This is a genomic window from Rubritalea tangerina, assembly GCF_042683245.1.
Lineage (GTDB): Bacteria > Verrucomicrobiota > Verrucomicrobiia > Verrucomicrobiales > Akkermansiaceae > Rubritalea > Rubritalea tangerina.
This window is the reverse complement of sequence record NZ_JBHUJB010000046.1, coordinates 89987-102991: the sequence shown is the minus strand read 5'-3', so window position 1 is coordinate 102991 and position 13005 is coordinate 89987. Positions and strand designations below refer to the sequence as shown.

At 47.0% G+C, this 13005-nt stretch carries 13 protein-coding genes and 2 tRNA genes; 8 read left to right on the top strand and 7 right to left on the bottom strand.

The annotated features are described in order from the left end of the window. Positions 1 to 528 carry a prepilin-type N-terminal cleavage/methylation domain-containing protein gene (locus tag ACFSW8_RS11300; RefSeq protein ID WP_377178265.1) on the top strand — a complete coding sequence of 176 codons (528 nt, stop codon included), beginning with the start codon at positions 1 to 3 and terminating at the stop codon, positions 526 to 528. Continuing rightward, complete coding sequence (locus ACFSW8_RS11295) at positions 525 to 2441, top strand: hypothetical protein (protein WP_377086231.1); 1917 nt, start codon at positions 525 to 527, stop codon at positions 2439 to 2441. Before ACFSW8_RS11300 ends, ACFSW8_RS11295 begins: the two co-directional genes overlap by 4 nt. A gap of 66 nt (positions 2442 to 2507) precedes the next feature. Here ACFSW8_RS11295 and aroB read toward each other — a convergent pair whose 3' ends face one another. Further along, positions 2508 to 3584: a 3-dehydroquinate synthase gene (gene aroB, locus ACFSW8_RS11290; RefSeq protein ID WP_377086230.1), complete on the bottom strand. Its 1077-nt coding sequence runs from the start codon at positions 3582 to 3584 to the stop codon at positions 2508 to 2510. 126 nt (positions 3585 to 3710) lie between these two features. Between aroB and ACFSW8_RS11285 the strand changes: the two genes are divergently transcribed. The 4 genes from ACFSW8_RS11285 to ACFSW8_RS11270 all read left to right on the top strand — a co-directional run bounded on the left by ACFSW8_RS11285 (position 3711) and on the right by ACFSW8_RS11270 (position 6848). After that, a complete protein-coding gene (locus ACFSW8_RS11285) occupies positions 3711 to 4016 on the top strand; it encodes a hypothetical protein (RefSeq protein WP_377086228.1) in 306 nt (101 codons plus the stop codon). 92 nt (positions 4017 to 4108) lie between these two features. Continuing rightward, positions 4109 to 4639, top strand: a complete 531-nt coding sequence (locus ACFSW8_RS11280) for an RNA polymerase sigma factor (protein WP_377086227.1) — start codon at positions 4109 to 4111, stop codon at positions 4637 to 4639. Next, entirely contained in the window at positions 4632 to 5615 is a 984-nt protein-coding gene (locus ACFSW8_RS11275; RefSeq protein WP_377086225.1) for a hypothetical protein, read from the top strand. Before ACFSW8_RS11280 ends, ACFSW8_RS11275 begins: the two co-directional genes overlap by 8 nt. Positions 5616 to 5702: 87 nt before the next feature. Next, positions 5703 to 6848, top strand: a complete 1146-nt coding sequence (locus ACFSW8_RS11270; protein WP_377086224.1) for a methyltransferase domain-containing protein — start codon at positions 5703 to 5705, stop codon at positions 6846 to 6848. Positions 6849 to 6938: 90 nt separating this feature from the next. Here ACFSW8_RS11270 and ACFSW8_RS11265 read toward each other — a convergent pair whose 3' ends face one another. Next, the gene (locus ACFSW8_RS11265) at positions 6939 to 7367 is read right to left on the bottom strand and encodes a MarR family winged helix-turn-helix transcriptional regulator (RefSeq protein ID WP_377178263.1); all 429 of its coding nucleotides are present in this window, start codon (positions 7365 to 7367) and stop codon (positions 6939 to 6941) included. 177 nt (positions 7368 to 7544) lie between these two features. Next, entirely contained in the window at positions 7545 to 7943 is a 399-nt protein-coding gene (locus tag ACFSW8_RS11260; RefSeq protein WP_377086221.1) for a hypothetical protein, read from the bottom strand. Positions 7944 to 8077: 134 nt separating this feature from the next. Here ACFSW8_RS11260 and ACFSW8_RS11255 point away from each other — a divergent pair. Then, a tRNA-Ser gene (locus ACFSW8_RS11255) sits at positions 8078 to 8167 on the top strand. A gap of 154 nt (positions 8168 to 8321) precedes the next feature. On the opposite strand, the gene clpX is transcribed toward ACFSW8_RS11255, so the two are convergent. From clpX to tig, 3 genes are all read right to left on the bottom strand, one after another. Further along, positions 8322 to 9608, bottom strand: a complete 1287-nt coding sequence (clpX, locus tag ACFSW8_RS11250) for an ATP-dependent Clp protease ATP-binding subunit ClpX (protein WP_377086219.1) — start codon at positions 9606 to 9608, stop codon at positions 8322 to 8324. 274 nt (positions 9609 to 9882) lie between these two features. After that, positions 9883 to 10530: an ATP-dependent Clp protease proteolytic subunit gene (locus tag ACFSW8_RS11245; protein ID WP_377086217.1), complete on the bottom strand. Its 648-nt coding sequence runs from the start codon at positions 10528 to 10530 to the stop codon at positions 9883 to 9885. Continuing rightward, the gene (tig, locus tag ACFSW8_RS11240) at positions 10523 to 11860 is read right to left on the bottom strand and encodes a trigger factor (RefSeq protein WP_377086216.1); all 1338 of its coding nucleotides are present in this window, start codon (positions 11858 to 11860) and stop codon (positions 10523 to 10525) included. Before tig ends, ACFSW8_RS11245 begins: the two co-directional genes overlap by 8 nt. A 258-nt stretch (positions 11861 to 12118) precedes the next feature. Between tig and ACFSW8_RS11235 the strand changes: the two genes are divergently transcribed. Then, positions 12119 to 12853, top strand: a complete 735-nt coding sequence (locus tag ACFSW8_RS11235) for a hypothetical protein (RefSeq protein WP_377178261.1) — start codon at positions 12119 to 12121, stop codon at positions 12851 to 12853. Between the two features lie 7 nt (positions 12854 to 12860). On the opposite strand, the gene ACFSW8_RS11230 is transcribed toward ACFSW8_RS11235, so the two are convergent. Beyond that, positions 12861 to 12935, bottom strand: a tRNA-Arg gene (locus tag ACFSW8_RS11230). Between the last annotated feature and the right edge of the window lie 70 nt (positions 12936 to 13005).

Here is a 13005-nt window from a genome sequence, read left to right as displayed (position 1 = left end):
ATGAAGCTATTTAAACACAGGAGAACGAGGCTCGGCTACACTCTGATTGAACTCAGCGTTGTTTTGGTTCTGGTGGTTCTGATTTCATCCACTTTGGTGTCGATGCTCAACCAGCAGGTTAGTTTTTATAGTTGGTGGAACACACAGAAATTTATTGCGGAAGATGCGCCATTGACGAACTCGATGGTTGTGCGTGTGTTTTCAAAGGCTGACGACATTGAGATTTTTGCTGACCGTACTTCCGCTCTAACAGGAGGCAATGGGGTTGTGATCGACGGAGAGGTAATTTTACTTGGCTTTTTGCAAGGTGATGGAAGTAAAAAATATGGGATGATTGAGTATGATGGAGATGAGGATGAATTGGTTTATAATGTGCTTAATGATGCGGGAAACGGAGTCATCTCATCTTGGACCATTGCAACAGGCATTGCTGATGCGTCGTTTGACGTGGTCAATAGCGTGCACCAACTTACCCTGACGGGGCCTTATGGAGGTCAAGTAACCTATGCAACGACACCGACACTATGAAGATTTCACATTATAGAAGAAGGCGGAGGTCTGGCTTTGTAAGCATTTTGACCACAGTCGTCATTTGTAGTTTTTTACTTACAGTGATGGCGATGATGTATCGCACGAGCATTCGGGCTTTAGAGTCTCAGAAGAAGGTGCAATTACAAGTGGGCTATGAGGCGAAGCAGCAGGCGTTTTTGAGGGCAGTAGTGACACTGGCCCCTAAGTATGCAGCGAACACTATGCTAGATGAATCGAATGGGTCGGCAACGGCTTCATTTACAGGCTTATTTACAGAGGCTGCGAACATATCGAAAGTAGCCGTGTCACGTAGCGATGCTGACAACACCGGTATGGGCTTTACGACCTACCGGAATGGAAATACTGGAGAGATTACGAGTGGTTTTCTCATTACTGACTTTGTCGGAGACGGTTCAGGGGTGACTCCATCTGGAGTAGGGGCAGTCGCTGCCAATGATTATCCTGTGCCATTGATTGCTAGAGATGCAGCGGTAGTTACTAATGCTGGCTTAGCGCCTGTGATTAGTTCAGATGCCACCTATAATGCGGCAAGTAGTTCAGGGGATGACCGAGACTTTTCTTTAATTTCGTATCCGGACATACGCTTTGGGTATAAAGATCCTGGTGATCCGTTTATAGCGCGTCAGAATTGGTGGCAAATATTTGTCCACCCCAGAGCTCAGGACATTCAGTTGGCTGGGTTAGGCAATGTTGATTTGGATGCTCTACAGAACGAGTACATTCTCTCTATTTATGAAGTGCCATCACAGTTGGCGATATCGGCTTCAGCCTTCGTGAATATTGGTAACATCGGGGGGCAGGCATTTGACCAGAGCAAGGTGAGTATAGCTGGGAATGTATACGCTAAGAAGGCCCAAGTGACGAGTGGGTCGTTTGATAGTGTGGCGACGACGGATGGTGCGACCACCACTGGAGCAACGATTGCAGGAGGGGCTGCCGATGGTTTGTCTCGTGAAGAATATGAGGCTCAGAATAGCAGCTTTTTCCCAATTTCGCAGGCCTCTAGTTATGCACGTAGTTTGTTTTTGCCAATCAACCCAGGTTTTGAATTTTTCGATAGGTTCGCAAGCAGCGGTACTGCAATATCCAATGGGTTGAGTAAGGAATCTTGGAACCAATATAGTCGTGGTTGCCACCAGTGTAAGATGCAGCTGGATGTGGTTGAGGTTGTCGATGCGGCTGGTGGTGACAACACACCTGTGGTACTTCGCTTTGCCTACGATGGTTTTGAGACCTTTTTATGTAAGAGTGGTTATGAGTCTGGCTACTCTCCGTCTGTCGAATGGGTGGCTACGGATGATGATGTTTTTCCCATCATCTCAGAGACAGCAGACAACGGTAGCCCGGGGATCGCTATTTATGTGGACCGCTTTATAGATTGGGTGCAGACCGTTGATGGAGGAAGCATGACCACGAGTGAGGTGGCTGAGAACCATTCTTTGGTAGTGAACATTGACTACACAGCGAGTGGCATCTCGGCTTTAGATTCAAGTTCAGACAGTCCTCTGGTTGTGATCCTTCGTGGGGGAGAGGATCTGACGGATTATACGAATGGGTTTTCGATTGTTACTAATCTTACTTTGAACATCCTCGAGAATTTGAATCAAATTCCGACGAGTGTTGGAGGAACGAAATTCCCACCTCTATCAATTTTCGCACCGAATATTCAGTACGGCAAAGCTGATAGTGCGCGTGAAGTGGTCTTGAAGGGGAGTCTCGGTAGTCTGAGTCAGGATGCTAACAGTAAAGAAATTTTGGCATTGAAGAGTACTGATGGTACAGCTTCAGCTGCTCAGACAACCGCGGAACTTACACCTATTGAAGCTCTCGATGAATTACCCCCAGTGAATGTAATGAACTGGTTGGTCGTGATCCAAAAGAGGCAGTAGTTAGGGGGAATTCGGTTTTCTAGAAGCATCTACTCTGCTGGAGTAGATGCTTTTTTGTGGGCGCTTTTATCGAAGGCCTTCGATGGCTTCTTCAATCGCACTCCAAGTGACCTGGTCTGAGACGAATGCGTCACCTAATTGGCGAAGAAGTACGAACTTAATGTTTCCTCCACTGAACTTTTTGTCGCGCTTCATTTTTTCAAGGACTACTTCGGTACGGATCGAGGCATCGAGGGTGAGCGGGAGCTGGAACTTTTCCAATAGGGCGATGACTCTGGCGGAATCTTCCGGTGAGAGATCAGCGTATTGTTCAGAGAGCTTGAGCGCAGCGACAATACCTAGTGAGATGGCTTCACCGTGAAGAAGGGTACCGTATGGCACGGCGGCCTCAATACCGTGACCAATGGTGTGGCCAAAGTTAAGCAGAGCCCGAGTTCCTGCCGTTTCTTTTTCGTCTTCTTCTACAACCCGTGCTTTGATAGCGATATTTCGAGCGATTAAATCAGCTGGTGGTGCTTGGTCTTCAGGTGAGATGGACTCAAGAGCGTCAAACATTGAAAGGTCGCGAATAGCTGCATGTTTGATGGCTTCAGCGTAACCTTCGCGGTATTCACGACCAGGTAGGCTTGCCAGGGTTGCGGGGTCAGCCAAGACTAATTTGGGCTGATGAAATGCTCCAACTAGGTTTTTCCCCTCGGGGATATTCACACCTGTTTTACCGCCAACAGACGAATCAACCAGTGAGACGATCGTAGTTGGTATTTGGACAAATGGGACGCCCCTGTAAAAAATGGATGCCACAAAGCCTGCGAGGTCGCCAACAACTCCTCCGCCAAGAGCGATGACGAAAGAACTTCGGTCATGGCCCTGCTGAGTCAGTTCTCTACAGAGAAGCTCACAATTTGTGAGTGACTTCGATGCTTCTCCAGCTGGTACCTCATGAATAGTTGTGGCATATCCGGCCTCTTCGAGCTTTCTGCATAGTGCTGCACTATAGATTGGGCTCACGTTACTGTCGGAAATGATGGCAGCTTTACCAGAGAGGCCTATGGCTTTGATTTTTTCTGCTGCCTGATCAAGCAGTCCATAATCACAGAGGACTTCATAACTTCTCGTGCCTAAATCAACTTGAACGTTCGCCATGGCACCTGACTAAGGTATCGCCTTGGATTCGTAAATAGCTAATCACATTGGGGCATGCTTTATTTGTGCTGTTTTTTTAGCATTATGCATTGTCATATGGTTTTTATGTGCTATAAAAACTGCACTATGAAAGATAGACTATGGATAAGAATACTGGTGGCAGGGGGAGTTATGACGAGTGTATCTTGCGGGATATTTCAATTTGGGTCTTCCCCTGAGTATCCGGAAGTTCAGAAGGAAGTAGTTGCGAAAGCGACTGAGCCGGAGGAGGTAGAGGCTCGCACTCCGGTGGCAGAGCGTGTCCCTGGACGCAGTAACTATGTGTTCAATCCTTATACAGGGAGTGTTGTGGATGTCTCAGGTATAGAATCAGGGAAGTTGGTAAGAGATCCGGCAGATCCAGATATGAGCCATGTATTTTATGTACCATAAGGCTGAATTTTTGCTGAGGGGCCTTGGTCTTAAGAAATTGAGAAATCTCATGGAATAGTTTGGGGGCTTGAGTACTCTCAGGAATAGAAAGTATGAGTGAGTTCCAAGAATTAGTAGATCAGCACTACCAAGCTCTCTATCGCTTTGCCTATTCACTGGCAAAGAATCCGGATCGAGCAGCAGATCTAGTGCAACAAACTTATTGCATTTGGGCGCAAAAAGGTCATCAGCTTAAAGATCGTTCGAAGGCGAAAACTTGGCTGTTTACTACTTTGTACCGTGAGCACCTTGGGCATGCGAGGAGGTCAACGCGGTTTCCTGAGACAGATATTGAAGAGGTTGATTACCAACTGCACAGTCACGAACCGGATACCACTCGAGGGATTGATGGCAAAAGGGCCGTTGAGTTGCTCCAGCAGCTAGATGAGACCTTTCGGGCACCACTCTCTCTTTTCTTTCTACAGCAACATTCCTACAAGGAGATTGCTGAGATTTTGGATGTGCCCATAGGCACCGTCATGTCTCGCATTTCTCGAGGGAAAGAACAGCTCCGCAATAAAATGCATGTGGATGCGGAGAATAAGATCATTAATTTAGAAGGAAAGGCCCGACAAAATGGATAAACAACAGGCTAAATTTTTACTCAGCAGCTTTCGCCCAGATGGGGCAGATGCGAGCTCACCTGAGTTTGCACAGGCTCTGCAACTAGCTGCAGAGGATCGTGAACTTGGAGAATGGCTAGCGCAAGAACGTGCGACGGATGCAGCGTTTGCTGAAGCTCTTTCGAGTGTGCCGATTCCCAATGGTCTTCGAGATGAGATATTGGCAGTGCTAGAATATGACGGCAGGGCTCAGGAGGGAGATGCTGAAGTTGATAGTATCTTTACAGGAGGAATGGCGTCGATCCAGCCGCCCGCTGGTCTACGTGATCAGATCATTGCTGCGATGGAACTACAGACAGAGAGTTCTGAGATGACGGCGGCGGAGAAGGTGACCGATATCGCTGCATGGAGGTGGTTAAGTGTGGCGGCTGCAGCGGCTGCTGTTGTGGTCGGTATTTATGTTTCAACAAATTCATTGGGTGATCCCGAGCCAGCATTGGTAAATAACTTAAATGAACTAGCCGTTCCGGATCAGCCTGTTGACACACAAGTCCGAACTGTTGCGGTGCATAATGCTGTGCAGCAGATGGCTGCGAAGCTTACAAGTCCAGAGGGGGTTGATCTGAATAAGGACTTGGGTTGTGCTCATGATGCAATGCAGTTTCTCGATACTAAGTCGCATCCAGTGCCTGAGGTTTTACCACCTGGGCTCGGCGATGCGAAGTTAGTAGGTGCTCGCGACATGTATTTAGAGAATGGCCAGCCCGTTTCCTTACTTTGTTTTGAAAAGGAAGGCATGGGAATGGTTCATCTCATTGTTCTAGATACAGCAAATGTTAAAGACGCTGATAAGCTCAATACGATGAAGAGTATCTCGCTGAAGAATTGTTATGGCTGTAGTCGGACGAAGTTTAACATTGCTCATTGGAGTGAAGGCGACAAAGCTTACATGATTCTGACGAAAGCTAACAAGCAAGAGATGGTTAAGCTCTTCTGAGATAGTTAGAATTAATTTTATGCGCAGCTTGAAAGTTGCGCATTTTTTTTGACCTCTATAAGATTTAAAAAATCCTTTTCAAAGTTCATGAAAACAGAATCTGCTGTAAAAGACCGATATGCGGCTGCTGCAAATCAAGCGGAGGCGGCACTATGTTGCCCAGTCGACTATGACCCACAGTACCTCAAGGTAATCCCTCAGGAAGTGATAGAGAAAGATTACGGTTGTGGTGACCCCTCAAAGTGGTTGAAGGAAGGAGATGTTGTCCTCGATTTAGGGAGTGGCACGGGAAAAATTTGTTTTATAGCTGCACAGGTGGTTGGTGAGACTGGTCGTGTCATTGGGGTCGACATGACGGATGATATGCTAGAGGTGGCCGAACGTAATGCCCCGATCGTTGGGGAAGCTATTGGTTATGAGAACGTAGAGTTTCGAAAGGGTAGGATTCAGGATTTGTCTCTAGACTTGAGAGAGCTTGAGGCGCATTTGCAGTCCGAGCCCATTACGGACGCAAATGGGTGGATGCAGTTGGGGAGTATTGAAGAGGCCATCCGGCAAGAAAAGCCGTTAGTCTCTGATAGTTCAGTGGATGTGGTTGTCTCTAATTGTGTGCTTAACTTGGTTGAGCCAAGTTTAAAGAAGCAGATGTTTGAGGAAATATTTCGGGTGCTTAAAAGAGGGGGGAGAGCTGTGATATCTGATATTGTAGCTGATGAGGAAGTGCCACAGCATCTACAAGACAATGCGTACTTGTGGAGTGGATGTATTTCCGGAGCGATGACTGAAGAAGCATTTCTCAGGGCATTTGAAGATGCAGGATTTTACGGAGTAGAGTTCGTGAAGTTCGAGAGTGAACCCTGGCAAACAGTCGAGGGGATTGAATTTCGTTCAGTGACGGTCCAAGCATGGAAAGGTAAGCAAGGAGAATGCCGTGAGCGTAATCAGGCTGTGATTTACAATGGTCCATTCAAAAAGGTTTTAGATGATGATGGTCATGCCATGGAACGAGGAAAGCGCTATGCAGTATGTGATAAGACTTACCAGCTATATAAGAAGCCCCCGTACTCAGATTATTTTACCTTTATCGATCCACTGGAGGAGGTGATGTTAGAAGACGCGGAGTTATTTGACTGTTCTAGGGTCGTCACCAGACATCCTCGAGAAACAAAAGGTCAAGATTACAATCTTACTACAGAAGCGTCTGATTGTTGCGATGGAGACAGTTGTTGTTAACAAACCGCATTCATCTTGTGTAAAAAGAAAAAACGCACCACGTGGTGCGTTTTTTATTGGGAAAGCTTTTTTGATCAGGTCAGTCAATGCTTACCTGTTGATCATCATTTGAGCGTGACGGATGGTGTCTGCTTCTTCTTCATCCATTTCGGCCATCGTATCAGCGAGGCTAGAAGCGATTTCTCCGCGCATTTGTGCAACGAGGTCAGTGCCTTTGCTGGTGATGCGCACCATGATTTTACGGCGATCTTCTGCGGCATGCACTCGCTCGACATAGCCGAGTTTCTCGAGACGGTCCACGAGGCCTGTTGCGGCAGCTGTGGAGTGTCCCATTTTCTTGGCGATATCCGACATGGTGAGATAATCTTCACTTGAGAGGTAGGCCATCAAAAAGAACTGTGGGAAAGAGATGTTGCCACGGTTGAGTTCTGAGGAGAGGTTCAAAATGCAGGAGCGCTGAGTGAACAGAACAAAATCTGCAAGGCGCTCGGCTTCAGCCTTGCTCGAGGTTGTGTTCATTTTGGAGGACGTGTTCATAGGAGGCGATAGTGTGAAGTGTTGGTTAAGTCTCAAGCGTTGAGTCTCGCGGTGTGGATCACATCCTAACATTTTTTTTGAAAAACGAGCAACAAAAATTATAAACTTTTTTAAAATATCTACGTAAATAGGGACTTAAATTTTCAAATTTTGAGAAAATTATTCGAGTTGTTGTTTCAATTGTTGTTGTGCATTGGCTTTATTTTCATCCACTTGAGATTTGTTACGAAGATCGCGCATGAAGACGGGGTCATTGAGGGTGTAGGAACCTTGTTTGAGGTCGGCGACGTAGAACTGGCCAAGTTTCTGTCCAGTCATCGTCAGAGTGTTGACTGAGCCATCCTCACCACGTGAATAGAATATGGCGTCGATATCGGTGGGGAAGGAGCGGTATTTTTGGACAAGGAGGTAATTGTCATTTTGATAAACAGCTGCGACTCTACCGACAAGTTGATCGACTGGTGCTTTTTTTTCAGTGGGCGGGGTGGGGGAATTTGAGCAAGCATTGATGCAAGCGACTGAGAGTGAAACAAGCAGAGCAATGTGAGTAAGTCTCATGATGAATAAAGCTTAGAGTTTAGGGGGGGAAGCTCAAGTTTGAGATGAAAAAAAGCGACTCTTTTTTAAGCTGCAGGGTTGACGTTAGGGGGCTGATATGGTTTTTTCCCTGCACGTTCGACTTACGAATCACTGGACCGGTGGCTGAGTGGTCGAAAGCGCTCCCCTGCTAAGGGAGTATACCGGAAACGGTATCGAGGGTTCGAATCCCTCCCGGTCCGCCATTCAAAGCAAAAAAGCCTCAGTGATACTGGGGCTTTTTGTTGTTTAAGGTCTTTGTTAGTAGAGAGCTTGTGTTTTCTGGGGCAAGTGGGATAAAAAAAATCCCGCACAGTGTTTGTGCGGGACTTGAAAGAAGGTTAGGTGAGCTTGTTGCAACTATGCTGCGCTGCTCTTTTTCTTTTTGAGGATTGGTTGTTTTTTGCCTTCGACGACATCACGATTGATGGTGACGCTTTCAATGTCTTTCCGGCTTGGAACGTCGTACATCACATCGAGCATGAGGTTTTCGACAATTGATCTGAGTGCGCGTGCTCCGGTGCCCCGACGGACTGCTTCTTCAGCGAGGGCGGTGAGGCCGTCGTTGGTAATTTTAAGTTTCACTTCATTCATGCTGAGAAGCTTTTGGTATTGTTTTACCATTGCGTTCTTGGGCTCAGTGAGAATGCGTACGAGTTCAGGTTCATCGAGTTTCCTAAGTGAGGAGAAGACTGGGAGACGTCCGATGAATTCGGGGATGAGACCGAAGTGGAGGAGGTCCTCGGGTTGGACCTTAGTGAGAATATCTCTATCTTCGGTGTGGGTGATGTCTTCTTCTGATACTTGGAAACCTAGTGTGCGTTTACCGAGGCGGTCACGTACGAGGTCTTCCATACCGACGAAGGCGCCGCCGACAATGAAGAGGATCTTCTCCGTATTGACTTGGATATATTCTTGCTGTGGGTGTTTACGTCCGCCTTGTGGGGGGACATTGCAGACAGTGCCTTCCAGGATTTTGAGAAGGGCTTGTTGGACGCCCTCACCAGAGACATCACGTGTGATGGATACGTTTTCTGTTTTGCGGCCAATCTTATCGATTTCATCGACATAGATGATGCCGCGTTCAGCGCGCTGGACATCACCATCGGCAGCCTGGAGGAGTCTGAGGATGATGTTTTCGACGTCTTCACCTACATACCCAGCTTCAGTGAGAGTGGTGGCATCGACGATTGAGAATGGGACATCGAGTACGCGGGCGAGGGTGCGGGCTAGGAGTGTTTTCCCTGAGCCTGTGGGCCCAAGCATGAGGATGTTTGATTTTTCGATTTCGACGCCATCAAGTTCAGGGTCTGAGCTATGATCATGCTGACGCAGGCGTTGGTAGTGGTTATAAACCGCCACTGAGAGGGTCTTTTTAGCGTGCTCTTGACCGACAATGTACTCGTCGAGTCTGGTGCAAATTTCAGCAGGAGTGAGCGCGTCAGTGTGTGGTGTGGCTGGGGCGGTAATGTCGGTGGGCGAGTTGGCATACTTGCTGACGCCATTGAGTTCTTTTTGAAGAATCGTGGAGCACACCTCGATACATTCATCGCAGATATAGACGCCAGGACCAGCGATCAATTTTTTGACTTCGGAATGGCTTTTGCCACAGAAGGAACACAGGGTAAGATTATTTGAACGTGCCATGATGGTAATTCGGAACCGCTACTTTTATTAGTCGGAGAGATTTTTGCTGAGCTATTTTTGAGTGCTATGTGGCACTCTCTGTCGAGTCGCTGGTGGTCTATTATGACTGAGCCACTCTCGTTTGGGAAGTTTGCACTCAATCTATGGTCACTGCAAGAAAGAAGAGGCTCAGAGCTCATCGAATTAGGCGTGTAGGTTTTATGAATGGAGAGAATAAAAAAATCCTGCAGGAATAATGCCTGCAGGATGATTAAGTCGTTAAAAGTGAGTAGGCTTACTTCTTTTTGTCAGGAGTATTGCTGATCTCAAGAACTTGGTCTACCAAGCCATAGGCAACCGCTTCTTCTGCGGACATGTAGTTGTCACGGTCGGCATCCTTTTCAACTTGCTTCGCAGTTTTTCCTGTGTGCTTAGCGAGGATGTTGTTAAGGCGGCTTTTGAGGCCGTACATGAACTCGACAGTACGTTCGACATCTGAAGCAGTTCCTTGAGCTCCACCTGATACCTGGTGGATCATGACGTGTGAGTTAGGCAAGCAGAAGCGTTTGCCTTTGGTCCCAGCTGTCAGGAGGACTGAGCCCATGGAGGCACAGATACCGATACAGTAGGTGTTCACATCACATGTGAGGAATTGCATCGTGTCGTACATTGCCAAACCAGCGGTGACCGAGCCACCTGGTGAGTTGATGTATACGTGGATGTCTTTCTTGGGGTCCTGCATTTGCAGGAAGAGCATCTGAGCGATGACGGCGTTGGCTACGTGATCGTCGATCGCAGTGCCAATGAAGATGATGCGGTCCTTGAGGAGGCGAGAGTAGATATCATACCCGCGTTCACCGCGGCCATCTTGCTCGATGACCGTGGGGATTGGATAATAATTCGCCTGCGGAACCATTGGGTTGGTATTTTGAGAATTAAGCATCGGTATTTTCTTCGGTAACATTTTCAGTTGTACCAGATACCTTTGCGTTCTCTACCAAAAAGTCAATAGTCTTACCGATGAGGACAGAATTTCTAACATTCTGAATCGCATTCGCCTTTTGAAGTTCTTTGATGTACTTCTTAGGAGCTTTATTCTCCTGCTGAGCCATCTGATAGATGCGTTGGAGAACGTCTTGGTCTTCGACCTTGATACCTTCTTTGAAGGCAATTTCCTGGAGGAGGAAGTTGGTCTTGAGATTTGTAACCGCTTGCTTAGAAGCGGACTCTTCGAGTTCTTCTTTTTGTGACTCGAGCATATCTTGCGTCATGCCTTGTTGCATTGCGCGCTGAGCCATACCTTGGATGTTGCCTTGAGTTTCTGCGGCAACGAGTTCTTCAGGAAGTTCGAAGTCGACAGCTTGGTTGAGCTGTTCAACGATTTGGTTGACTTTTGCGTCTTCAGCAGCGCGTGTCTTCTCTTGGCCGAGTTGCTCTTTGATGACATCTTTAAGTTCATCGAGGCCTTTTTCAGGGAGGAGCTTGCCAGCGAACTCGTCGTTGAGTTCAGGGAGCTCTTGAATCTTGATTTCTTTGATGGTGACAGCGAATACGATGTCTGTGCCACGTACGTCAGAAATTGGGAAGTCTTCACCGATGGTGACGGTGACATCTTTTTCGTCGCCAACTTTGAGGCCGGCAAGTTGTGGGCCGAAGTGTGGGAGGAAAGAATCCTCTTCAATCTTTACCCAGTGGCCTTCACGTCCTTCGAGGAAGCCAGCTGGCTTACCGATAGCTTCAGCGACTGGCTTGCCGTCGAGAGTAGCTGTGAAGTCGACAACTGCGAAGTCGCCTTCTTCGATAGCACGATCTTCAACGTCTTTGAAGTCAGCGAAGCGCTGTTGGAGTTCCTTGAGGCTGTTGTCGATGTCTTCGTCGGCGACTTCAGTGGATGGAACTTCGATTTCAAGACCTTTGTATTCAGGAAGTTCGAACTCAGGAGCGAGCATGACTGAAGTTTCAAATGCGAATGCACCGTCTTCTTTGAACTCGGGTGATTGAGGCGCTTGTACGTTGAGGACTTTAAGCTCTTCTTGTTTGATTGCTTCTTGGCAACCCTCTTGAACCAAGCGGTTAGTGAGTTCTTCTTTAATTTCGTTTTCGAAGCGTTTTTCAACGATTTTCACAGGAGCTTTACCTGGGCGGAAGCCTGGGATCTTAGCTTGGCCCATGTATGCTTTAACAATGTTTTTGCGCTCAGAAGCGACCTTGTCTGCAGGAACCTCAACGTTGACTGTTGCGGCACATGTTTTCTTTTCTACTGTGATATTCATGACGAAATTGGTTCGATAGATTGATCGTTTAGCGTGTGCGACTTCGTAAGTCGTTCAGCACGGGGGCGGGAAACTAGGCAAGTTTTAGTTAAAGGTCAAAGCCGAAAAAGCCCGATTTTCTCTAATTTCTTCCGCATCAATTCAATTTGCTGCGAAATCGTCTGTGTACGCAATTCTGAGTAATGTGACAAGTTTGCTAAACTTAAGTGTTTTCAAACGGTGGTTTTTGTGCAAATAAGGTGCGTGTCAAAAAATAAAATGAAAACAAATGTGTCATTTCCCCTCAGCATTCTTGCTTTGATTTGCTCAGTGTCGCTGGCAGGGGCTCAGAATAAGCCCATATCTATCACGAACACCTCAGGTAAGTCTGTGAGTGTGTATTTACAGAAGTCTGATGACAAAGAGGTTACCGTAAAGTTGGCCAAGAACCACAAGGTTCATACCATTAAGTTGGCGGATCTCGATGTTGCTTCTAAGAATAAAATTAAGAAGTGGAAAGATGCTGGAGGTGGTTTGTCTACTGATTTTGAAATTGAATTTGATTCGGGCAAGAGCTCGAGATCGCGCCAAGATTATGATGATGATCGTACTTTAACGATTAAGCCGGTGGTTACGATTGAGAATGGGGATAACAACCTAGAGTCGAAAGAGGCTGAGGTGACTGTTCTTACCTTAGGAAGGCCATTGAGCGATACATCTAGCATCAAGGTGTTTCAGAAAGAGACGCACGATTTGCCTAAGCTTGATGGAGCAGGGAAGCACATCATTCAATGTAAGACCTATCGTACGGTCTATGATAAAGTCGGCTACAAGCATGGGGCCAAGTACTTAGGCTATGTTGTGATAGTCCACGAGAAGAAGAATGTGGTGGCTTCTAGGTCTGTACCTACGACTCTGGTAGAGAAGTTTGGAAGTACGTTGTTGACGCTGAAAGCTGGCGTGACCTACGACAAGAATCTAGAGGAGATCGAGAGCGATTTCATAGATTATTAGAGATAAGTGGTAGTCCCACCAGGAATCGAACCTGGATCCTCGGCTCCGGAAACCGATGTGTTATCCATTACACCATGGGACCAAATTCCGAAGCAAAGTTTCGGAAGTTAGAAGGTATAGAGAGTGCTCTAGATCCTTCGTTAGGATGAGAG

Excerpts from the sequence above, each read along its gene's own strand:
- ACFSW8_RS11270 (WP_377086224.1), top strand. The coding sequence starts at position 5,703 with ATGAAAACAGAATCTGCTGTAAAAGACCGATATGCGGCTGCTGCAAAT.
- ACFSW8_RS11280 (WP_377086227.1), top strand. The coding sequence starts at position 4,109 with ATGAGTGAGTTCCAAGAATTAGTAGATCAGCACTACCAAGCTCTCTAT.
- aroB (WP_377086230.1), bottom strand. The coding sequence starts at position 3,584 with ATGGCGAACGTTCAAGTTGATTTAGGCACGAGAAGTTATGAAGTCCTC.
- ACFSW8_RS11300 (WP_377178265.1), top strand. The coding sequence starts at position 1 with ATGAAGCTATTTAAACACAGGAGAACGAGGCTCGGCTACACTCTGATT.
- ACFSW8_RS11295 (WP_377086231.1), top strand. The coding sequence starts at position 525 with ATGAAGATTTCACATTATAGAAGAAGGCGGAGGTCTGGCTTTGTAAGC.
- ACFSW8_RS11260 (WP_377086221.1), bottom strand. The coding sequence starts at position 7,943 with ATGAGACTTACTCACATTGCTCTGCTTGTTTCACTCTCAGTCGCTTGC.
- ACFSW8_RS11285 (WP_377086228.1), top strand. The coding sequence starts at position 3,711 with ATGAAAGATAGACTATGGATAAGAATACTGGTGGCAGGGGGAGTTATG.
- ACFSW8_RS11265 (WP_377178263.1), bottom strand. The coding sequence starts at position 7,367 with ATGAACACAACCTCGAGCAAGGCTGAAGCCGAGCGCCTTGCAGATTTT.
- ACFSW8_RS11245 (WP_377086217.1), bottom strand. The coding sequence starts at position 10,530 with ATGCTTAATTCTCAAAATACCAACCCAATGGTTCCGCAGGCGAATTAT.
- ACFSW8_RS11275 (WP_377086225.1), top strand. The coding sequence starts at position 4,632 with ATGGATAAACAACAGGCTAAATTTTTACTCAGCAGCTTTCGCCCAGAT.
- tig (WP_377086216.1), bottom strand. The coding sequence starts at position 11,860 with ATGAATATCACAGTAGAAAAGAAAACATGTGCCGCAACAGTCAACGTT.
- clpX (WP_377086219.1), bottom strand. The coding sequence starts at position 9,608 with ATGGCACGTTCAAATAATCTTACCCTGTGTTCCTTCTGTGGCAAAAGC.
- ACFSW8_RS11235 (WP_377178261.1), top strand. The coding sequence starts at position 12,119 with ATGAAAACAAATGTGTCATTTCCCCTCAGCATTCTTGCTTTGATTTGC.